We start from the raw sequence: 22,335 nt of genomic DNA, 5'->3' as shown, positions 1-22,335 counted from the left end.
GTTTACTAAAATTAATCCTAGTTTTAAAGTAGGTAATCCTTTTAATAATAAATAATAAATAATAATTATGGCAAAACATAAAACTACAAGATCCTGCAGGATCTTCACAGGTTGGGAATACCAAATAGCAAACTCGTTAGTAAATTTAAAATCTGATAAAACCCCATAATCACCGGTAAAAAGAAAGGAATAAACTAAAAATATAAGGGCAATACTTAAAGAAATAAATAATAACCAATTTCGTACTACAGCTTTTATAACTATTAAATAAATAATTATTAATACTGATATAGTACTAATGTAGTATTTTAAACTAACCGTTAGAATTTCCTTAGGTAAGATAGCAACATTCATGACTTCTGAGCTTAGAAAAGCTAATGGGTTATACAATAATACTAAATTTAAAATTAAAATTATTACTAAAAGATACAAGCCTATGTTTTCTTTTTTAGAGATGGGGAGGGTAGTTAAGTTTCTAAAAGCTTGTTTAAGGTTGCTTAGAGTAATACTTTTTATAATATTAATGAACCCTATTAATATCGGAGTAAAAGTTACTACTTGCTTATTCCTTTTGGCATAAATTATATTTTTAATTAGGGCGAATATATTATTAAATGTCCAATACAATAATAAACCTGCACCTAAATTATATAACAATATTAAGAATACTATTGCTATGATAAACTGCTGTCTTCTTTCTTTTAAGGTTAGCTCTATGGTGTACACATACCCTGCTAAGAGATTAAGTGCTGTCATTAGAATAGGCAATAAATTTATCTGCCAGATTAAATTATCAGGTTTAACTAAGTCCTGTAAAATCCAGAAACTCTTCCCTGCTAACTCCGCATAATAAGTTTGCGATAATAACACATAGGCTGCTATGAAAAACGGTATCTGTACTAAAAACCCTAATATACTACTTACCGCATAAATCGGATGATACTTATTCTGCCGATACAGCGTTTGTAGCATCGCATACTTTTCCTGTTCTTTAAATGACTTATTAATAATTTTTTCTAAATTTGCAAACTTGGCTTTCTGATTTCTTTCCCAATTTAGCAATTTATTTGCATAATGATAAATGGGAATAAGTAGTATATTTACAAAGAGACTTAACAGAATAATTGCTAAACCGTAACTTCCTGTTACTACATAACTGTATTTTAGCACAATTCCCATTACCATCTCTAATGGATAAATAATTATATTATATAAACTACTCATAATTTACCTTATTTCGTTAGATTTTATGGTTATTAAAGTTATTGATATTCATTTATTAAATATAACTATAGTGGTACCGATTACCATAATAATGCTTGCTACAAAACGTAATCTCATTTGTTTTTCCTTCAATAAATATGTAGCAAAAATTACTCCTAAAGGGAGACTCCACATTCTAATGGCACTCATTAAAGAAATACTCTCCCCTTGACTAACCGCCCATAAAATTAAGAAATATGAACCAAAATCCGTAAGAGCTGCTAGAATAAATTTATACCAATATTTAGTTGTATTCTCTTTAAAAGAGCTAATACTCTGCTTTATAGTGTTTTTAGTAATTACTAAATGCCCTATTAAGTAAAACACTAAGATAAAAATATAATTCCATAACATATACACTAATACAGGTACATCTTTAATTACCGCACCCCCATCAGCAATATGGTAGGTAACTGAACCAATTACTGCTAATAATACATAAACTAAATTCTCTTTATTTTTTAAAATTTCTACTTTATTAAAAATTTTAAAGCCGTTATGTAACACTAAAGCCCCGTAAACTATTATTATAATTCCTAAGAAAAAAAAGATGCTGTGACTTTCTCCTAAAAAAATCACACTAAAAATTGCTACTAAAAAGGGTGAACTTTTAATAATAGGAAAATATATGGAAAAATCCCCTTTTTTCAAAGCCATCGCAATACCATTGTAATAAATAGCATTACCGATACCGCTTAGCATACATAATAGATATACTTGCAACGGCATAATTAAATTAGCTCCGCCACTTAAGATAATAGCTATTAAAGTCAAAGGAATAAAACAGGCTATGGTAAGAATATAGGCTATTGGTCTATCGGTAATATTCTTTAAAATAATATCCCTAAAGGGGTGTAGGAAAGCTGACATTAAGGCAAAAATCATTATTTTCTCCTATTTATATTGTTAATTTGTTGTTTAACTAGAGTTTTTATTTTCTCGTAATCTGCTATGGTATCAATTTCACCCCATAATTTGCCTGCAATATCAAAGATTTTAGTAGGGAAGATTGTAAGATTTTGTAAAATGACATCTTCCCAGTAGGAATTAACTTCTTGATTTGCTATCATTCTTTCTAAAACTTCTAAATATTTTAGAGAATAGTCCTTAGAGATTTTTATTAAGTCAACGGATTCAGCCATAATAGGTACGGCTATGGTTTTAGCATAATGAGTAATGAAACCCTCTTTGCTATAGGCTACTTTCATATCAGCCTGTTTTTTTCTGGAAGTATCAACTAATAATTGTAATGCTTCCGTACTTTGTATAAGTTCTTCATAAATGCTGTGCTCTGCATAGGTATCAGCATTTAACACTAATATATCTTCATTAGTATTAAATTCTTCTCTGGCAAACCAAATACTAGCAATACTATTGGTTTGAAAATAAAAAGGATTATAATAATATTTTACAGTATCTTTTAGAATAGCTCTAACCTGCTGTTGATGTTTTCCGATTATCACGCTTATATCTTTGACTCCACAAGCATTCAAAGTATTTATAGTATACAATAATAAGGGATATTCATCTTCTGTGATACTTAGTAAAGATTTATGAGTATCTTTTGATAATTCAGCTATTCTACTACCTATTCCGGCAGATAATATTATTGTTTTCATTATATATTCCTTTTGCTTTTATTATACCTTTTTTATACAAAACTAACTAAATTTACTATGACTTATTAGGCTTGTTGTTCTAATATTTGTAAAATTTGCTTTGTGGCAACTGGTGCTGCATTAGCAAAATTATAAACATATTTTTCTCTCAATTTTTGAATATTTTCTTTTGCAGTATTATTTTCTAAAAAAGTAGAAATCTTCTGACCTAAGAGATTAAGCTCAGATTCTTGTACTACTAAACCTACCTTGTCTAACATTTCTAGATCCCACGTAGTATAAGCAAAGCTACTCATCTCAGTAATTGAGAGATCAAAATCAAATTTGATAGTAATAATGGGTTTTTCAAACACAAAAGCAAAATCATAAATAATTCCTGAAAAATCGGAAATCATAAGATCAGATTGATTCATTGCAAAAAAATTATCAGGATTGTTATCCCACTCTATGTTAGTATAAACTTGTAATTCTATTTTTAAATTATCAAGTAGAGTTTTTTCTGAGATATAACTTTGAGGGTGTGCTCTTATAATAACTTTAAAATTATTGTCTAACAATGGTTTAATTAAGCGTGAGCCATATCTTTTAATCAGAGAATTATCACCCCAGCTCGGAGCAATTAATACAACCGGCTGTGTATTAGTAAAGTTTTTAGGCAGTAAAGCAGGTGGCGACTGTTCCTTATAACTTTCATATTTACGCGTTAAGATATCATAATAAGAACAACCACTTTCTAAAAGAATTTTTTTCGGTGTTTGTCTTAAATCTTCCAAATATTTTAAAGCCTTGATTTGATGAGGTCCGCTAGTAAGAACTGAATCATAATAATCAAAGGAAAAAAGTTTATAGAGCATGATATCTCCAGGTGAATGAATCACATGACAATAATGCTTAACACCTTTAGATCTCTTAATTTGCAATACATCTAACCCTGTAGTTGTTAATAAGCAAATTTTAGCTTCTAAGAAATTAAGATGAGCATAAGCCTTGTTACCCTTACCGATATATATTACCTCTAAGTTTTTATGATGGTTTTTGAGAATTAACTCTCTCTCATCTGAAGTAAGATATAGTATCTGTTTTCCTTGTTTTTCTAATTCTGCAATAATAGGTAAAAAGGTGCTTTGATATTGCATTCCTTCTGAATAAATAGCAATTTGGGTACTTTGTTGCTTAACTTTTCTACCGATTAATCTGTAAAAAATACTAACTACTTTATAAAAAAAGCCCTTAAATAGAAAAAATACTGTGGAAATGATTCCTAAAATTGCCGAGAATAGCATACTGCCAGCACCGGGATCTAAATAAGCAAATGCCGGTAAAACACTTATAAAAAAATAAGCAAATGCCGGTAAAACACTTATAAAAAAGTGGCTATTGCTTAATTGCATTATGATTCCTTATAATAATAATCTTAAGTTCTATAAACAATTATAAATTATATAAGTTAACAATGATATATTGCAACTATAAAATATAATAACTGACTTTTAGGCAGAGAATGTGTGATTACTCCATTCCCCCTGTTTAAAGTACGGAGTACAGTTGCAACTAAGTTCCCACTAAAATCACATAGGTGTCTGAAGGGTATTGGTTTTAATAAAAATGTATTCTCTGTATTAGGCAGAAAAATTATTAAACACACATTCTCTGCCTAAAAGTCAGTTATTGTAAATGATTAACATAATCTACATAAGCTTTGTCTGCATTTTCAGAGTCAAAAATTGCATTGAGCAACATAGCTAACCGCATACCCCCCAAATATACCTGCTGAGTACTGGTAGTTTGAGCAAATTTGATATATGCATCATCTATAGTATTAGTATAAATACTGCTATCATGTTTTTTAAAAGTTAACTTAACAATGGCCTCCTTAGCAATCTCATAATTCTGCTCTACCCAATTTATTATGTTAGGATCTGTTAACAACTTATTTAATGCTTGAGTAGCTTGATATTGTTTTATAATTTGTTTTCCGTATTTTGTAGCAGTAGCTTCCTCTTTAGCTAGTGCCTCTGCTTTTAGGAAAACTGGATTTGCTAAAGGTGGAAAAGCTCCACCCATACCATCCCAAAAAGCATGAAGGTTTCTATTAGCTTTGTTGCTAAAAGGATTTTTTACAATCTTGTTTTGGTTTGTAAAAATTTTTATAGAATTACCTCCTCTGGTATTAGTATCAAATATAATCGGCTCTGCAACATGCAAGGGTTGATGTAGATCCCCCACAAAATGAATTAAAAAACGTAAAGCAATTGCCTGTTCTTCAGTTTTTTTATTACTTTTTAGCGTTTTTACGGCGGAGTAAATTCCTCCTAAAATATGATTCTCCTTCTTTAGAAAAGGCTTCACATTGCTTTGAAAGTCATTATCCTTCCCAGCAACTAGCGGAATATCAATATAATGTTGCTCTTTATAAAATGCTTTATTGGGATAATTCGCACTTTTAATAGAATCCGCCCAAACAGCAGAAGTTATTATAGAATTAGTTTTAAAACTCATCAGAGTAGTTCCTATACTGCTAACGGGTAATTTTAATAAAGCTTCTACATCAGCTTTAGTTTTACTACTAATTTTATCCTTAGCAATTGCAGCGGTAATCTCATGCCCATTATTCGACCATGCACCAGCATACTGTAGAGTATTGATACTAAGTAACAGTGTAATTAGTAAATATTTTATTTGTTTCATCTTTTTGCTAACCTTTTGTATATTAAATTAATTACTGCATAAAAGGGTGGATTTTATATGCCTTCCCAATTATTCTGCTTAATGTATTATTATAACTTATCCGCATAAGTCACATAAGCTTTGTTTACATTCTCAGGGTTAAAAATTGCATGGCACAACATAACCAAACGTCTGCACGCAAGATAACCCTGTTGTTTGGAAGTTTGTTGAACATATCTCAGATACTTATCATCAATTGTTGTATAAAGTTAGAAATTTTGAGCATTTGGATGTAAATTAATTGATTAATTACTTTTTGAGCAATTATATAAGAATCTCTTATTCAATTTAAAACTTCAGGAGAAGCTATTAAACTATTTAAACTCTGCTTATTTCGATATTTTTCTTGTAACTTAGTAGCATATTTTGTTATATCCTACTCTATCTTGAGAATAGTTTGCTGATTTGCAAAGAGAGGATTTTCAATAGCAGGATAATTTCTTCCCATGACATCCCAAAGAGTTTGCAAGCTTTTATAATCCTGTTTGATACAGAGATTCTTTATAGAAGTGTTGTCCAGAGTTAAGGATTTTACGGTAGTGATTCCTGCGGTATCAATCTTATAAATGATAAGATTAGTAACATGTAACGGTTGATGAATAACCTCTACAAAATGTATAAGGAATCTTAAAGCAATGGCTTTTTCTTCCTCGGTTACTTTAATATTTTTAAAACTTTAATATTATATAGAATAGCATTATAGATATTATCTTTTTTCCTTAACAAGTCTTTTACCTGAGTATCAAAATTATTATCTACAATATAGTGTTGTTTTTTATGCAAGTTTTACCTTTCATAGTTTTTGGTATTTTAATCAGATCAACCCAAACTGAGCAAGTTATTAAGGTAGAAGTTTTTCCATATACTCCTTCTGTCTCCATACTGCTAATGGAATATTCTAATAATTTTTTAATCAAAGCTTTACTATTAGAGCTAAGTTTCTTTTCGTTAATTGCAGTAATAAGCTCACGGATATTCATATATCAGGCAGAAGCAAATTCTTCAACCGCTAAAACTTACTAATATTATTAGAATAAGCATTGTATTATTATTTTTATAGATATATCTTCTTAATTAATACATCTTATTTAGTTATTTACCATACTCGGTTATTATTATATATTTTTAGCAAATGTTCTTTGCCTCTTACATTATTCTGCTCAGGGTAATGAGTACTGTTGCAATCCAATATAATAGTAGAGTTACTTGGAAGCTGAGTGGTTGTAATTGATAGTGTTTAGGTGTGCAACATAGATGTGCGGAACACAGAGTGTTTAAAGGTAAAACACTCCGTGTACCAGGTAGATAAGCTGTTTAAAACACAGAATCTGACTAAAAGTCAGTTGTTATTGTTGTAAAACTATTATTTTGTAACAAAGGTAATATCACTACAGTTATAAAAACCTTCTCCTGCAGGATCTGCTCTTTGCCATCTGGTATATAAAATAGCATCACCGCTTCTGTTTTTAGGCATATTTACTACAAAAGAATAATAACCTCCTACGGCTACTATATTTCCCTGAGTAGCAATTAATTCTAAGTCTTCCCAGGCAAGAGCCTGTTTTTTGGGATCCACTCCTGCTTTAGTAATATAAATTTGCCAGAAACTCGGATTATGCTCAGCAGTTGCCAAAAACTTATAAGTAATTGGTTTCCCCGACTCAATAGGTGTTTTTTGCCAATCCGTAGAAACAATATCCATCCCACGTTTTTTCGGGTCTGCAGCCGCACAGAGTTTAGAATTTGGTATAGATTTTTTAACTTCTGCTAAATCGTTATATTTCATAGTAAGAGCTGAAAACTCATTTAATTGTGTAAAAGGATAAGAGGAGTTATCAGAGTCCACAAAGGCATCTCTACAAGCTTTGTTTCTAATACCGCTACCATCAACCGGCCACCAAAAACCGCCACCCTCATTACAAAGTAATTGACGAGCTTTCGGATAAACAGCATACCCATGGCTAAAGGCTAATTCAGGTAAAGCTAATATGGCTAGAACTCCTAGAATAACTAGTTTTTTAAAATACGGTATTTGTTTGCTATTGTGATTAATATTCATAATTTTTTCCTTTTTAATAAAAATAACTGCCTTTGTGGCAAATGTTGTGTTCTTCGTGCATTATTCTGTTTAGAATACGGAATAACACACAGTATCTACCGAATAAGGCAGAGTTTATTTTTTGCTACTTTGGTAGCCCGTTATTTTTAGGTACGGAACTACGTACCTAAGGCAGAGTACTGTGTCTCTACACAGTTTCTGTCTTTGAGAGTTGTTATAGTTGTTATATTTAGTTAGTGTATTAAAAAAAAAGCTGTGCCTGCTTCATTAGCACAGCGTAGAATCATAATATTAAATTATAATTTTTTAATAATATATGCATTGTTGGATGCCTTAATAAATTTTTTATTAAAAACTTAGGCACACAGTTATAAAAACCTCTTCTGCTTGGGACAATCCTTTACTCTTTCGTATGCCAAAAAAGCGTCTTCGTTTGATTTTTGGCGGGAAAATATAGTGCGGAAGTCTTATTTTCTGCTCTTTTTATATTGATTACCTTATGATTTGGGGAAACACTTATAGTAACAGAGAGGCATGTTTCGTCTACTACTATATTTCCCTGCGTGGTATCTAAACTTACAACTACTTTTAGATTAAAACTTATGGCTAAACTCTTATTATAACTATATGTTACTCCTGTATCGGTAATTTTTTCACCCTTAGGATTGTTTTGAGTATAAAGTAAAGCATTAGAACTTTTCTTTTTACTCTACACAGATAATGTACGATGCTTGTTCCGATCTATACCAGCACCGGACTTCTGGGTGAGTTGAGTTTTTATAACTGCTATCTCATTAAAATTAACATTCATACTAAGATCTTGCTTATTATGAGCTTTTTCCTTAGTTTGCTTCCTGAAGCCAGAATCAACAGGTATTCGCCAACTAACCCTACCTTGTGTCATTCTAGTTTTAGTATAATGGTTAGGGATTTACTGTCTGCTGTAATTTTTTGTTCAACACAGTTTTTTCCGAAAATCCTAAAACTATTTCTACGTTACTCTTAGTTAAGCTTTTAAGAGTTGGTAAGGTTTCCATTTATAATCTTTCTATTTAAATTTTTATTCAATATTCTCTTTCATAAGTTATCGTGCACATGATTCTTATTCAATACTAAATGTATCATATTATATATAATTTGTCAAGATAATTTGTATATAATATAAATAGTAGTACTGCTTTTATAGTAAATTTTATCTATTGCTCACTTATTCTGCTAAGGTACGGAGTACGTATCCTGTTATAATCTGATACAATGTTAGAGCTAAAAAGATATCCAACTTTTGGCATATTACGGAAGTGGTTGCAAAGTGCAGAGCAGTGTAGTGTGCCCGAGGGTGTGGTTTGCATATAGTGGGAAGGTGCTATAGTGTCCGGAATTGCCAGAGTTTGGGCTAGTACGAAAGTGAGAAACGAAGTAAGCTGAGATGTGTCGGAATGAGGCAGAACTGAAGGTACAGTACTCCGTGTATCGAGCAGAAGAGTTGTCTATTCTGATTGAAAGTTAAATTTATTTAAGTAAACAGTAAACCTCCTACTTTTTGCGTAACCTATTAAAATAAGCCATGCGTTTTTGTAAATCTTTCTCAAAACCTAATTCAGAGGGGCTGTAGAACTCTTGTCTCTGCATTTTTTCTGGAAAAAAATGCTGCCCGGAAAAACGATGCAAACTGTCGTGATCATACTCATAACCTTTCCCGTAACCCAATTCACTCATCAAAGGAGTTGTAGCATTCATAAGATGTTTAGGAGGAAGAACATTAGAAGTTTTATCTGCCAAAGCTCTTGCTACTTTTTCTGCTAAATAAAGAGCGTTAGATTTAGGAGATAATGCTAAATATACAACTACCTCTGCTAAAGCAAGTGTTCCCTCTCTATCACCCAGTCTCTCATAAGCCTGCCAAGCAACAATACTTAGTTGTAATGCGTTAGGATCTGCCAACCCAATATCTTCAATTGCCATACGTACTAAACGCCTTGCCAGATAGTTTAAGTCTTCACCACCTTGTACCATACGATAAAACCAATAAAGAGCCGCCTGTTCATCACTGCCACGTACTGACTTATGTAAGGCACTAATTAGACTATAATGCCCTTCTTGTTTTTTGTCATACTGTGGCATTTTAGCACTCAAATAATCTAAAATTTTCTTCAAACTTAAACTTTCATAATTCTCCAGCAACAAAAGGCTCTCCATAAGGTTTATAAAATATCTTCCGTCTCCCCTGCTAAGTGCCATAATAGCCTCTTTTATCTCAGAACTAAGTAAGATTTTTCTACCTAAATGCTTTTCTATCCTTAGCAATAAAAGCTCTAAATCTACTTCATCTAATGCCTGTAATTCTAAAACCCTACATCTGGATAACAAAGCATTATTTAAATGAAAAGAAGGATTCTCAGTAGTTGCCCCAATTAGGATAATTTGTCCTAATTCTAATACTGGTAGAAATATATCCTGTTGTCTGGTATTAAATCTATGGATTTCATCCACGAAGAGTACGGTTTTATCAAAATATTTCTGTCGCTCTTTGGCTAAATCTATAGCCTGTTTTACATCCTGAGTACTACTGAAAATAGCTGAAATATTAATGAAGTTATAGTCGCATTCTAAAGTTAACAGCTTGGCAATAGTAGTTTTACCTACCCCAGGAGGTCCCCATAGAATAATTGAGAATAATTCTTTTTTCTCAATCATTTTGGCAATAATGCCCAAACCCCTGATAAGATGTTGCTGTCCGACTACATCTTCAAGACTCTGTGGACGAATTTGCTCGTATAAAGGAGCATTTTTATTATAATTTCTCTCTTTAGGTGAGATTTCTGTGTTTTTACTCATGTTTCTCTGTCCTGTATACGAAATACTCTACTCTCCGGAATCGGCGTTTCCTCATAAATCAGCTCAGTAATTTATAGCATCTTCCCAAGAGCAATCCTTTTCCTAATACCTTGCTTGCTACAATAGTGTGTACTCCTTACTGCAGGCAGGATAGTATGCTTAAACACACAAAGTCTGCCTTGAAGGTATGATAGTTATTATGTAATTATTTATTAATATTAAGCTCTATTAGATCGCCGTCTCTTTCAATAGTAATATTATATTTAGCAATACTCTTAGCTTTATTAAGTTCACGTAACATAGCAACTACGTTACCAACAGGTTCTTTGTTCACAGCTCTGATAAAATCCCCCTTCTTAATACCTATTTTAGAGGCAAAACTATTATTATTCACTTTATAAATAATCACCCCTTTAGTATTATTATTACTACTGATTTCATAAGCAACAGCCTGAGAGTTATTAGCAACACTTATCCCATCAAGCGGGGTATGAATATTAATTTCTATCATATCCCTAGGGATGTCTTCAGGAGGAGCTTCCGGAATAACTTCCAAAGTAAGATATTCTTCTGCTCTAAAAATATACACTTTTCTAACCTCATGCTCTTCACTGGAAGCAATAACTAAAGCAAGATCAGACATCGTATTTACTTCTTGATTATCTACCTTTAGGATAACATCACCTTTTTGTAGCCCGGCTTTATAAGCTGGTCCGGCTTTATAAGTACTAGCAACCAGCACCCCTTTGGGAATATCTAAGTTTAGTGCCTTTGCAATATTCACATTAACATTCGTTCCAGAAATACCAATCCAATATTTTCTTACCCTCTGCCCCTTTAAAGACCTATCCACAAATAATTTAATCACATCTGCAGGAATTGCAAAACCTATCCCATTATATGCTCCTTCTTTGGAGTAAATGGCTGCATTTATTCCTATGAGTTTAGCATCCGTATTAATTAGGGCTCCCCCTGAATTACCGGGATTTACCGCAGCATCGGTTTGAATTAAATTACCAAAACTTGAAATTAGATTATTCTTACTAGGCAGTGCTGAAACAATCCCAGCCGTAACTGTGTTCCCTATTCCGAATGGATTCCCCAAAGCTAAGACTAAATCTCCTATCTCTAAGGTTTTAGAATCCCCTACTTCAATAAAAGGGAATTTATCTTGAGAATCAATCTTGAGTAGTGATAAATCAATATCTTCATCACTAGCAATAATTCTAGCCTCATATTCACGCCCATCAAACATGATAATCTTAATAATATCCATATCTTTAATGACATGATTACTAGTAATAATTAAACCGTTAGAATTTAAAATAACCCCTGAACCAATGGAAATAGATGCCTTATTCCCGGTATTTAAAAATTGATTAAATGCCTCATAATTCGGAGTAGTATTGTTAGATTTAATGCTATAAATACTTACAACTGTATTGGCTACCATTTTTACTATCGGGGCAAAAGAAGTTTTTTTTATATCCTCTGCTCTTATCTGTTGACCCCAGAATATCGCACAAAAAAGTAATAGAAATATTCCTTTAGGATGCCCTCTAATCATACCCCTATTAATTACTTTGTTTATCATCTTGCTAATCCCTTTTCCTAAGTTTTGAAAGACACCTTGTGACGTTTACACAAACTTTCGTATACATACTTGTATTATACCACAAAACTAAAAAGAATAGGTGCTGAATTTGTTCTGCCTACATTCAGAGAAGACATAATTCTACTGTATTGAACTCTGCTATGCTACTCGTATTCTAAACTCAGGAACTGCTTTAGCACAAAGAATCTGACAAAAAGACTGCTTGTTATTATTATATTCATACTCTTAGAGAATGAATATAATAATAGGGATAATTACTTTAATTAAAGTTAACAATAATAAAATTATTATAAAATTTATTAAGCTAGTTTTTTTAGTATATTTATGTAAAGGCTTAATGAGTTTTTGATTAATAATATAAGCAACAACGGTATTAATAGCGGTTTCTAACGCTATAATCAAGATAGTTTGGTAAATTGTACTAACTTTGGTAGTCTCTGTTTGAAAAATCTCTGTTCCAAGAACTCCTACATTAAAAACCCCAGCATTAAGTAGATAAAAAATCAAGATAAAAACTAATTCAGATAAAATTATCCAAAAATTACTACTTAAATAACTGATTTCTTGTTTCTTTAGATTTAATGCATACTTCCCTATTAATAAAAATAAGGGAGTATAAATAAAAGATACTACTATTAGTAGAATAAAAATAATAAAAAATAAGTCTGCTAGCATTTATAAGCTATACTACTTTATAAGAAAATTACTGCTTAGCTGTGGGCAATTTTTTCCCTTGCTTGTTGTTCTGCAAATAAAGCTTTCTCTTTAGCTCCTTTGGCAGCAATATTTCTATCTACTAATTCAATTATTGCCATTGGAGCAGAATCTCCATATCTAAAGCCGGCTTTTAATACTCTAGAATATCCCCCAGATCTATCTTTATATCTAGTTGCCAATTCTGTAAATAATTTACCAACAATTGTATTATCTCTTAGGAGTGCATGAGCTTTCCTTCTAGTATGCAAAGTACTTTTTTTACCTAAAGTGATTAGCTTTTCTGCATAAGACCTTAATTCTTTTGCCTTAGGAAGGGTAGTTTTAATTTGTTCATTTACAAATAATGCTTTAGCTAAATTAGCCAATAAGGCTTTTCTAGCACTACTATCCCTAGATAACTTTCTGCCTTTAATTTTGTGTTTCATTTTTTAAACTCCTTTATTTCTAAAAAATTAGAAATTGTCTTCTAATTTTTTAGCTAATTCTTCAAGATTTTTCGGGGGCCAATCGGTTATCTGCATCCCTAAATGCAAACCCATTTTATTAAGTAAATCTTTAATCTCATTTAAAGATTTACGCCCAAAATTAGGCTTTCTAAGCATTTCAATTTCACTTCTTTGTACTAAATCTCCTATGAAATTAATATTGTCGGTTTTTAAACAGTTAGCAGAACGTACTGAGAACTCTAAATCATCTATTCTCTTTAACATGAACGGATGAAAAGGTAACTCCTCTTCTTTCTTTACTTGCTCTTTTGAGATAGGATCTACAAAATTCACAAATATGGAAAATTGATCCTGCAGAATTCTGGCAGCTAAACCTACAGCATTCTCAGGACTGATTGAACCATTAGTTACTACATCTAAAATTAATTTATCGTAATTGGTAACCTGCCCTACTCTGGCACTTTCAATTTTATAGGTAACTCTTAATACCGGCGAAAAAATAGAATCAATGAGAATTACATCTACGGGTTTTTCATTATTATCACCGGCTTCGGCAGCAACATAGCCCTTACCCACTGCTACATGTAAATCCATTTCAAATTCATAACCCTTGAGTACTTCACAAATTACTAAATCCTTATTAATAACGCTAATATTATGATCGCTACTTATATCAGCAGCAGTAATTACTTTAGGACCTTTTACCTTAATAGATAAGGTAGAACTGCTACCTGTTAAGGATTTAAGGTATAAATTTTTGATATTTAAAACAATATGTGTTACATCTTCTACTACTCCGGGAATTGAGGAAAACTCATGTAAAATATTTTTTATCCTAATTGAGTTTACCGCAACCCCTTGCAGAGAAGATAGTAAAACTCTTCGTAGAGAATTGCCTAAAGTAAGCCCAAAGCCTCTTTCTAAGGGGGCAACACTAAAACGAGCTTTATTTCCCTTTTCTAAGGATTGAATATCTAACTTTTCTGGTTTGATTAGGGTTAGCCAATTTTTATCTATCACGGATTCCTCACAATTTAATAACTATTACTATTTTTATTCTTTAATAAACTTTTAAATATAAAGCCTTATATTTATTAAGTTAACATTATACTCTTCTTTTCTTACTAGGTCTACAGCCATTATGAGGAATAGTAGTTACATCATGAATTGATGTAACTACCAATCCGATACTATGCAAAGCTCTCACCGCAGATTCTCTGCCAGAACCAGGACCGTTAATTAAGATTCCCACATACTTTAAACCATGTTCCATTGCTCTCTTTCCGGCATCTTCAGCAGCCATTTGTGCCGCAAAAGGTGTGGATTTTCTAGAGCCCTTAAAACCTTGTTTCCCAGCAGAAGACCAAGCAATAACATTACCCTGCATATCAGCTAAAGAAACCATTGTATTATTAAAAGTTGAACTAATATGTGCAACTCCTACCATGATATTTTTCTTCTCACTTCTTTTAATTCTCTGCTTTTTTTCAATCTTAGCCATTTTTATACCTTAATATATCTTAATTTATTTTTATTAACCCTTTGGTTGCTTTTTAGCGGTTATTATTTTGAGCAATGCAATTTTTTACCTTTTATTTCCGGTTTTTACTTTTAGCTATACAAACATTATTTTTTCTTACCCGCAATCGGACGCGACTTACCCTTTCTTGTACGAGCATTAGTATGAGTTCTCTGCCCTCTAACCGGCAAACTTTTCCTATGTCTTAACCCTCTGTAACAACCTAAATCTATTAATCTTTTAATATTACTGTGTACTACCCTACGTAGATCTCCTTCTACCATATGATCTTTATCTATAACTTCTCTAAGACGCAGGGTTTCTTCATCAGTAAGTTGTGCTACTCTAACACTTATAGGAATTTTTGCTTTCTCACAAATCTCAATAGCTGTTTTTTTACCTATACCGTAAATATAGGTTAATGCTATCTCTATTCTTTTTGCATTGGGAAGGTTAACTCCTGATATACGAGCCAAATTGCTACTCCTTGTTACTTTATAAATTATAAAACTTGTATATTATATAATAATACACTACTATATGTCAACCATACATTTCAATTTTTTAGTATTAAATTAATGGCTTTAGTGATATTTTCTATTCCTATAGTACCGTCAATCTTATAGCTAACATTTTTCTTTTCATAATATTCTATCATCGGCTTGGTTTGCTCAGAATATACTGCTAAACGATGCTTGATCGTAGCTTCATTATCATCTTCTCTCCTGATAAATTCTCCTGCCCCGCATACATCACATACCCCCTCAATCTTAGTAAGGTGAAAGTATTTATTATACACAGTATTACATTTTTTACAAGTATATCTACCTAAAATTCTTTTTATTATTATATCTGTAGCAACTTCAATCTCAATTAGTTGATATTTTTGAATATTTTTTTCCTCAAATAATCTTTCCAAACTCATTGCCTGTTGCATTGTTCTTGGGTAACCATCTAAAATAAAACCATTTTTACAATCTTCAACCGTTATTCTTTGGGAAAGTAGTTTAGTTATCAATTCATCAGGTACTAAACTACCAGTTGCTAACAAATCTTTAATATTACTCCCTAGTGTGGTACCTTGTTGTACTTCTGCTCTTAATAAATCTCCGGTGGAGAGATGCGGAATCTGATATGCTACTTTTAAAGAGACAGCCTGTGTTCCCTTGCCACTACCCGGAGCTCCGACTAAAATAATAACTATCATCTTTTACCCAACTTTGCTTTTTTCAGAATACTTTCATATTGATGTGAGATTAAATGTGATTGAATTTGAGTCATAGTATCAATGGTTACAGATACTACTATTAACAAACTAGTTCCTCCAAAATAAAAAGGTAATTCTAGTTTAGAAATTAAAACCTCAGGTAATAAACACACTACCACTAAATACACAGCCCCTATAAAAGTTAGGCGGTTTAAGATAAAATCTAAATAACTTTTGGTATCGACTCCCGGTCTGATGCCCAGTACAATTCCGCCGTGTTTTTTTAAATTCTCTGAAGTCTCCTGAGAGTTAAACACCACAGTTACATAAAAAAAAGCAAAAAAGATAATGAGCACCGCATATAGTACTAAATATAAAAGATTACCCCTACCCATATAAGTACTGATTAAATTCATAATAGGATTATCTGATTGATTTAAAAAAGTAATTAGAGTAACCGGCATTAAGAGAATTGAGCTAGCAAAAATAGGAGGGATAACTCCAGCATTATTAATTTTGAGCGGTAAGTAAGAAGTATCTCCCCCACTCATCATTTTATTACCCACTTGTCTCTTGGGATACTTAATCGCAATTTTGCGCTGGGAGGTTTCAAAGAAAACTACCCCATAAATTACTAGAACAATCATAATAAAAATACCTACAATCACAAAACCTGAAAGAGTCCCTTTTTCTCCTAATTGTAAAGTAGTAGTTAATGCTATGGGTAAATTAGAAACAATTCCTGCAAAAATTATTAAGGAAACCCCGTTTCCTATACCTTTTTCCGTAATTTTTTCCCCCATCCATAACACAAAAAAAGTCCCCGCAGTGAGGGTAATCATAGTAATTACTCTAAAAATCCAACCACCACTTACTACAGCCTTGCTTCCGTCAGCCCCAGAAATATTTTCCAAAGCAATAACTATGCCGAAGGCTTGAATCATACAGACCATAAAAGTTAAATAGCGAGTATATTGATTAATTTGTCTTCTGCCGGCTTCTCCGTCTTTTCTTAAATCAGCTAGAGTCGGTATAATAATTGTAAATAATTGCATCATAATTGAAGCGGCAATATATGGTACTATATTGAGGGCAAAGATAGTCATTCTACCTAAAGAACCTCCTGAGAACATATCAAATACTCCTAATATTCCCTGAGAATTTTGTTGTAAAAATTCGCTTAATACTAAAGGATTAATGCCGGGAATTGGAATATACGTACCTAAGCGGTAAACTATTAGCATACCTAAAGTAAAGAGTATTTTCTTTTTTAGCACTTGAGATTTTGAAAAAACATTAAAATTAAAATTAGAATTTGCTAAACTTTTAGCCATTAAACCCTCTTACCATTAAACTTTCTTATTTTACTACTGCTTTAAAAGCAACATTAGGATCAGAGATATTAACCTTTCCCCCTTGATTTTCTATGGCTTGTACTGCATTTTTTGATGCCTTACTCACCTCAATAATAACCTTAGCAGAAATGCTACCCTTAGCTAATAAGGCAATACCATCGTATCTGCCCTTGATAATTTTTTGAGTTCTTAATACCTCATAAGTAATAGTTTGTGCAATATCAATTTTACCTTTGGTAATCACCTGTTCTAAAATACTAAGATTCAAAACAAAATAATTCTTGGTAAAAGGATTAATAAACCCTCTTTTGGGAATTCTTCTATAAATAGGATTCTGCCCACCCTCAAATCCGATGCGAACTTTACCTCTGGCACGCTGCCCCTTATGCCCTCTAGTAGAAGTTTTCCCCATTCCCGATCCAATTCCTCTACCTACTCTTTTTCTAGCGTGAGTAGCACCTAGGTTATCTCTAATTTCATTTAATTTCATTTACTAATCCTTATAAATAACTATCTTACTAATTTATAACTTTTACTAGGTGAGCAATTTTATTGATCATTCCTCTAATAGCAGGAGTATCCTCTATTAGAGATATTTTATGCATTTTATTAAGCCCTAATCCTATTAGAGTTTGTTCCTGCTTTTTTGGTCTTCTAAGGATACTCTTTACTTGTTGTACTCTTAAAGTTTTATTATGTGTTTTTTCCATTTTTTCTATCTTTTTCATATCTAAATACCTTTTTTAAGTAGCTTTTATTAAATAGTTTATGTTTTAAAATACCTTTTATAACCGTTTTTTAAATATCTTTAAATTACTAAGCTTTAGAATTATTCTTTTCCTAGGTTATTTTCTCTAAGTTTATCTAGTTCTATTGCATCATTATCCATACTGCTAACGATAGCTTCCTCAACATTAAGAGTGGCATTATCATGTGCGTTTTTATGATGTTTACCTGCTATGATCTCACTAATTTTTTTACCGCGTTTATTAGCAACCACCCTAGGAGAGAAAGAGCTAGTTAAAGCTACAAGAGTTGCTCTAATCATATTATGCGGATTACTACTACCTAAGGATTTTGCCACCACATCTTGGATTCCCATAACCTCAAAAATAGCCCTCATGGCACCTCCTGCAATAACTCCGGTTCCAGCAGGAGCTGAACGTAATATTACTTTTCCCTTACTAAATTTTCCTATTATATCATGATGCAATGTTCTGCCTTCTCTCATAGGAATATGGATCATGGAAGATTTAGCAGTCTCAGTAGCCTTCCTTACGGCTTCGGGTACTTCCTTAGCTTTACCGGTACTAAAACCTATTTTACCTTTACCGTCTCCTACTACTACAATGGCTGCAAAGGAAAAACGTCTACCACCTTTTACAACTTTTGCTACCCTATTAACATAGACTAACTTTTCAATAAAGTCTATCTCTTTACTTTCTCTCTGTTTCTTTCTGGCTTTTGATGCCACAGATGCTATTGCCATACAATTTAACTCCTTAGAACTTTAATCCTTTTTCCCTAGCTTTTTCTGCTAAAGATTTAATCCGACCATGAAAAATATAACCGCTTCTATCAAACACTACTCTGTCAACTCCTGCTTTTAAGGCTTTTTCCGCAATGCTCTGCCCCACTATTGCCGCCGCCTCTTGATTGGAAGTATTTTTAACCTTAGCAACTTTTAGAATATCTTTCATAGTTTTATCTACAGTAGAAGTGGCAACAATGGTAATACCCTTAGTATCATCAATGATTTGGGCATAGATATGAAGCTTGGACCTAAATACAGCTAATCTTGGAATAGTGTTATTAACTTGTTTTAATTTATACCTACCGCGTTCTCTTCGACGCAAAAATAACTTTTTTATGGTATTTTTTATTTGCTTTTTCATCTTTATTTTTTCTTACCTTCTTTACGTAAAATAGTTTCATTTTCATATTTAATACCCTTACCTTTATAAGGTTCAGGCTTTTTATGACTTCTAATTTGTGCGGCTACCTGCCCTACTTTCTGTTTATCAATACCTTCTACATTAATATGAGTGGAATCTGTACAAGTAACTTTAATTCCCTTAGGAATTTGATATATTACTTCATGACTGAAGCCTAGATTTAGCACTAAATTATTACCCTGCACGACTGAACGATATCCGACTCCGATAATATGTAATTTATTAACAAAACCAACCGATACTCCGATTACCATATTATTAATAATTGCTCTAAGAGTTCCCCATAATTTTCTACTTTTTAAAGTTTTACTCACAGGACTCACTATTACTTGATTATTTTCTAAGACTATTTTAACATCATTACTACTATATTTAACTTGTAGTTCACCCTTTCCTCCTTTAACCTTAATCTCATCATTAGAGATTTCCACAGAGACACCGACTGCTAAGACAATGGGATTCTTACCTATTCTAGACATAACTCTTGTTTCCTTATTTTTCTACTTAATTCTTCTACTTAAAATACCGTACAAACAACCTCTCCACCAACATTTTGCTCTCTTGCCTCCGTATCAGAGAATACCCCTTTTGAGGTTGAAACAATTGAAATACCTAGACCGTTATAAACTAAAGGTAAATCATTAACTGCAAAATATACTCTTCTGCTGGGTTTGGAAATACGTTTAATTTCTTTAATTACAGGTAATTTATTCTGATATTTTAATTCAACCTTGATTAATTTAATTTTAGGACGTACTTCTACTACGCTATAGGAATTAAGATAACCTTCTTTTACTAAAACATCTAAAACTTTTAAAGCAAAATTACTATGTAATACTTCAGTATGTTCTTTTTCCGCTAGCAAAGCATTTCTAATTCTTGCTAACATATCACTAATTATATCATTCATTATTTTAATAACTCCATATTTTACCAACTACCTTTAATAAGACCGGGAATCTCACCTTTGTTACCAAGTTCTCTAAGTTTATGACGACACATTTGGAACATTTTGTAATTACCCCTTGGTCTACCTGTTAACTCACATCTTAATCTATATCTAGTAGGAGAAGAATTTCGTGGTAATTCTGCTAATTTTAATCTAGCAACAAATCTTTCTTCAGAAGATAATGACAAATCTAATACCAAAGCTTTTAATCTGTTGCGACGAGGCAGATATTGTTTAATCATTCTTTGTCTTTTTTTATTTTTTTGAATTGAGCTTACTTTGGCCACACTTATTTCTCCGTATTATTTATTTTCTTGTTGCATATCTTGTTTTATAGCACTTGGCTTTAGATTTTCTTTTAGACCTTCTTTTACAACTTCCTTAACAAAAGGCATATTAAAAGCAATTAATAAAGATCTTGCCTCCGCATTAGTTTTAGCAGTGGTACAAATTGTAATATCCATACCACGAATCTTATCTATTTTATCATAATTAATCTCGGGAAAAACAATTTGTTCTTTTAAACCCATAGAATAATTTCCATAATTATCAAAACCTTTATTAATCGGGAGAGCTCTGAAATCTCTAACTCTGGGTAGAGCTATGGTAATTAATCTATCTAAAAATTCATACATTTTATCTGCTCTCAGGGTTACTTTACAACCAATGGGAATGTTTTCTCTTAATTTAAAAGCAGCAATAGCTTTTTTAGCTAAACAAATTACCGGTTTCTGACCGGTAATTAAGGCAAGTTCTTGAATTGCCGTATCTATTTTCTTTTTATCTAAGGTTGCTTCTCCTACACCCATATTAAGTACAATTTTTTCTAATTTAGGAACTTCCATAGAATTAGTATAATTAAATTGCTTGGTTAAAGCTTGAACTATTTTTTCATTATAATATTTTTTTAATCGTGCCATTATATCTCTCGCATTACTTAACTAATTAGGATTCCTGATTTTTTTGCTATTCTTACTTTTTTATCTCTTTCTATACTAAAGCCTACTCTGGTAGGTTTTTTAGATTTAGGATCTTCTAAAGCTACATTGGAAATATGTATAGGCATTTCTTTCTGAACAATCCCTCCAGTTTTGGTTTGAGTAGGTTTTTGATGCTTTTTAACTAGATTTATACCTGTAACAATTACTCTTCTCTCTTTGGGATATACTTTAGCTATTTTACCAGTTTTACCTTTATCTTTGCCACTGACAATTACCACTGTATCATCTTTTTTTAATTTTAATTTCATCATTTATAAAACCTCCGGAGCTAAAGAAATTATTTTCATAAATTTTTTAGCTCTTAATTCACGTAATACAGGTCCGAAAATACGGGTGCCTATAGGATCACCCTGATTATTTACTAACACAGCAGAATTTCTATCAAAACGAATGGAACTACCATCACCTCTTCTAATATAAGCAACGGTTCTTACTATTACGGCTTTCAAAACATCTCCCTTTTTTACTTTAGCATTAGGCATGGCATCTTGAATGCTTACTACTATTACATCTCCAACTGAAGCGGTTCTTCTTTTACTGGCACCTAAAACCTTAATACATTTGATTACCTTGGCTCCAGAATTATCAGCAACAAATAATTTTGTTTCTACTTGTATCATTTTAATACCTTAATTACTTACTTCCCATTTTTTATGTTTTGACAAGGGTTTTGATTCTAAAATTTTTACAGGATCACCTGTCTTATATTTATTTTTCTCATCATGCACCATATACTTTTTAGATCTTTTAATAAATTTTTTATATAACGGATGTTGGATAAATCTATCAACTTTTACTACAATGGTTTTATCCATCTTATCGCTCACCACAAAACCTTCTAAGCTACGTTTCGGCATATTATTCACTAACTCCTGTTACTTTTATTGCATTTAATTCTGTTTTTATTCTGGCTATATTTTTACGGATAAATTTTAGTTTCCCCAGATTTTCAAACTGCCCTGAGGTAACTTGAAAACGAATATTAAACATTTCTTTCCTTAATTTTAAAATTAATTCTTTTAAATCTTTAACCGATTTATTTTTTATTTCTAGTTTTTTTAACATTAT

28 protein-coding genes are annotated in these 22,335 nt (G+C 31.9%); all 28 read right to left on the bottom strand.

Annotation, left to right across the window (positions count from 1 at the left end):
* On the bottom strand, positions 1–1,224 hold a 1,224-nt coding region (locus ACQCX0_RS01925; protein ID WP_462562464.1), incomplete at its 3' end, for a YidC/Oxa1 family membrane protein insertase.
* Positions 1,225–1,272: 48 nt separating this feature from the next.
* Positions 1,273–2,148 carry an EamA family transporter gene (locus ACQCX0_RS01920; RefSeq protein WP_462562462.1) on the bottom strand — a complete coding sequence of 292 codons (876 nt, stop codon included), beginning with the start codon at positions 2,146–2,148 and terminating at the stop codon, positions 1,273–1,275.
* Positions 2,148–2,882 (bottom strand): phosphocholine cytidylyltransferase family protein, encoded by a 735-nt coding sequence (locus ACQCX0_RS01915; protein ID WP_462562461.1) that lies wholly within the window; start codon positions 2,880–2,882, stop codon positions 2,148–2,150. Before ACQCX0_RS01915 ends, ACQCX0_RS01920 begins: the two co-directional genes overlap by 1 nt.
* A 65-nt stretch (positions 2,883–2,947) precedes the next feature.
* A complete protein-coding gene (locus ACQCX0_RS01910; protein WP_462562460.1) occupies positions 2,948–4,273 on the bottom strand; it encodes a CDP-glycerol glycerophosphotransferase family protein in 1,326 nt (441 codons plus the stop codon).
* Positions 4,274–4,547: 274 nt separating this feature from the next.
* Positions 4,548–5,570, bottom strand: a complete 1,023-nt coding sequence (locus ACQCX0_RS01905) for a S1/P1 nuclease (RefSeq protein ID WP_462562459.1) — start codon at positions 5,568–5,570, stop codon at positions 4,548–4,550.
* Positions 5,571–6,972: 1,402 nt separating this feature from the next.
* Positions 6,973–7,668 (bottom strand): lytic polysaccharide monooxygenase auxiliary activity family 9 protein, encoded by a 696-nt coding sequence (locus tag ACQCX0_RS01900; protein WP_462562458.1) that lies wholly within the window; start codon positions 7,666–7,668, stop codon positions 6,973–6,975.
* A gap of 709 nt (positions 7,669–8,377) precedes the next feature.
* Positions 8,378–8,572 (bottom strand): hypothetical protein, encoded by a 195-nt coding sequence (locus ACQCX0_RS01895; protein WP_462562457.1) that lies wholly within the window; start codon positions 8,570–8,572, stop codon positions 8,378–8,380.
* Positions 8,573–9,201: 629 nt separating this feature from the next.
* A complete protein-coding gene (locus tag ACQCX0_RS01890) occupies positions 9,202–10,503 on the bottom strand; it encodes a replication-associated recombination protein A (protein WP_462562456.1) in 1,302 nt (433 codons plus the stop codon).
* A 205-nt stretch (positions 10,504–10,708) separates the two neighbouring features.
* Positions 10,709–12,097, bottom strand: coding sequence for a trypsin-like peptidase domain-containing protein (locus ACQCX0_RS01885; protein ID WP_462562454.1), 1,389 nt, complete (start codon positions 12,095–12,097; stop codon positions 10,709–10,711).
* Positions 12,098–12,343: 246 nt separating this feature from the next.
* Positions 12,344–12,793: a hypothetical protein gene (locus ACQCX0_RS01880; RefSeq protein ID WP_462562452.1), complete on the bottom strand. Its 450-nt coding sequence runs from the start codon at positions 12,791–12,793 to the stop codon at positions 12,344–12,346.
* 35 nt (positions 12,794–12,828) lie between these two features.
* On the bottom strand, positions 12,829–13,260 hold the full coding sequence (rplQ, locus tag ACQCX0_RS01875; RefSeq protein WP_462562451.1) for a 50S ribosomal protein L17: 432 nt from the start codon (positions 13,258–13,260) through the stop codon (positions 12,829–12,831).
* 27 nt (positions 13,261–13,287) lie between these two features.
* Positions 13,288–14,301, bottom strand: a complete 1,014-nt coding sequence (locus ACQCX0_RS01870; protein ID WP_462562450.1) for a DNA-directed RNA polymerase subunit alpha — start codon at positions 14,299–14,301, stop codon at positions 13,288–13,290.
* 85 nt (positions 14,302–14,386) lie between these two features.
* Positions 14,387–14,782: a 30S ribosomal protein S11 gene (gene rpsK, locus ACQCX0_RS01865; protein ID WP_462562449.1), complete on the bottom strand. Its 396-nt coding sequence runs from the start codon at positions 14,780–14,782 to the stop codon at positions 14,387–14,389.
* 125 nt (positions 14,783–14,907) lie between these two features.
* The gene (rpsM, locus tag ACQCX0_RS01860) at positions 14,908–15,276 is read right to left on the bottom strand and encodes a 30S ribosomal protein S13 (protein ID WP_462562448.1); all 369 of its coding nucleotides are present in this window, start codon (positions 15,274–15,276) and stop codon (positions 14,908–14,910) included.
* A gap of 80 nt (positions 15,277–15,356) precedes the next feature.
* Positions 15,357–16,007, bottom strand: a complete 651-nt coding sequence (locus ACQCX0_RS01855) for an adenylate kinase (RefSeq protein ID WP_462562447.1) — start codon at positions 16,005–16,007, stop codon at positions 15,357–15,359.
* The gene (secY, locus tag ACQCX0_RS01850; RefSeq protein WP_462562446.1) at positions 16,004–17,341 is read right to left on the bottom strand and encodes a preprotein translocase subunit SecY; all 1,338 of its coding nucleotides are present in this window, start codon (positions 17,339–17,341) and stop codon (positions 16,004–16,006) included. Before secY ends, ACQCX0_RS01855 begins: the two co-directional genes overlap by 4 nt.
* Positions 17,342–17,366: 25 nt before the next feature.
* Complete coding sequence (gene rplO / locus ACQCX0_RS01845; RefSeq protein ID WP_462562445.1) at positions 17,367–17,852, bottom strand: 50S ribosomal protein L15; 486 nt, start codon at positions 17,850–17,852, stop codon at positions 17,367–17,369.
* Between the two features lie 28 nt (positions 17,853–17,880).
* The gene (rpmD, locus tag ACQCX0_RS01840; protein WP_462562443.1) at positions 17,881–18,090 is read right to left on the bottom strand and encodes a 50S ribosomal protein L30; all 210 of its coding nucleotides are present in this window, start codon (positions 18,088–18,090) and stop codon (positions 17,881–17,883) included.
* A 101-nt stretch (positions 18,091–18,191) separates the two neighbouring features.
* Complete coding sequence (rpsE, locus tag ACQCX0_RS01835) at positions 18,192–18,851, bottom strand: 30S ribosomal protein S5 (protein WP_462562442.1); 660 nt, start codon at positions 18,849–18,851, stop codon at positions 18,192–18,194.
* A gap of 13 nt (positions 18,852–18,864) precedes the next feature.
* Complete coding sequence (rplR, locus tag ACQCX0_RS01830; protein WP_462562441.1) at positions 18,865–19,257, bottom strand: 50S ribosomal protein L18; 393 nt, start codon at positions 19,255–19,257, stop codon at positions 18,865–18,867.
* A gap of 2 nt (positions 19,258–19,259) precedes the next feature.
* Positions 19,260–19,796, bottom strand: coding sequence for a 50S ribosomal protein L6 (rplF, locus tag ACQCX0_RS01825; RefSeq protein WP_462562440.1), 537 nt, complete (start codon positions 19,794–19,796; stop codon positions 19,260–19,262).
* Between the two features lie 38 nt (positions 19,797–19,834).
* Complete coding sequence (gene rpsH, locus ACQCX0_RS01820) at positions 19,835–20,227, bottom strand: 30S ribosomal protein S8 (protein WP_462562438.1); 393 nt, start codon at positions 20,225–20,227, stop codon at positions 19,835–19,837.
* A gap of 20 nt (positions 20,228–20,247) precedes the next feature.
* Positions 20,248–20,553: a 30S ribosomal protein S14 gene (gene rpsN / locus ACQCX0_RS01815; RefSeq protein WP_462562437.1), complete on the bottom strand. Its 306-nt coding sequence runs from the start codon at positions 20,551–20,553 to the stop codon at positions 20,248–20,250.
* Positions 20,554–20,568: 15 nt separating this feature from the next.
* Positions 20,569–21,186, bottom strand: a complete 618-nt coding sequence (gene rplE / locus ACQCX0_RS01810; RefSeq protein ID WP_462562436.1) for a 50S ribosomal protein L5 — start codon at positions 21,184–21,186, stop codon at positions 20,569–20,571.
* Positions 21,187–21,203: 17 nt separating this feature from the next.
* Positions 21,204–21,518 (bottom strand): 50S ribosomal protein L24, encoded by a 315-nt coding sequence (rplX, locus tag ACQCX0_RS01805; protein ID WP_462562435.1) that lies wholly within the window; start codon positions 21,516–21,518, stop codon positions 21,204–21,206.
* A complete protein-coding gene (gene rplN, locus ACQCX0_RS01800; RefSeq protein WP_462562434.1) occupies positions 21,519–21,887 on the bottom strand; it encodes a 50S ribosomal protein L14 in 369 nt (122 codons plus the stop codon).
* A 9-nt stretch (positions 21,888–21,896) separates the two neighbouring features.
* Positions 21,897–22,124, bottom strand: coding sequence for a 30S ribosomal protein S17 (rpsQ, locus tag ACQCX0_RS01795; RefSeq protein ID WP_462562433.1), 228 nt, complete (start codon positions 22,122–22,124; stop codon positions 21,897–21,899).
* A 1-nt stretch (position 22,125) separates the two neighbouring features.
* Positions 22,126–22,332 carry a 50S ribosomal protein L29 gene (rpmC, locus tag ACQCX0_RS01790; RefSeq protein ID WP_462562432.1) on the bottom strand — a complete coding sequence of 69 codons (207 nt, stop codon included), beginning with the start codon at positions 22,330–22,332 and terminating at the stop codon, positions 22,126–22,128.
* Positions 22,333–22,335 lie beyond the last annotated feature (3 nt).

The sequence above is a fragment of the Candidatus Hepatincolaceae symbiont of Strigamia maritima genome (genome assembly GCF_055505085.1).
Note: the sequence above shows the minus strand (reverse complement) of the source record. Positions and strands in the feature narration are given on the sequence as shown.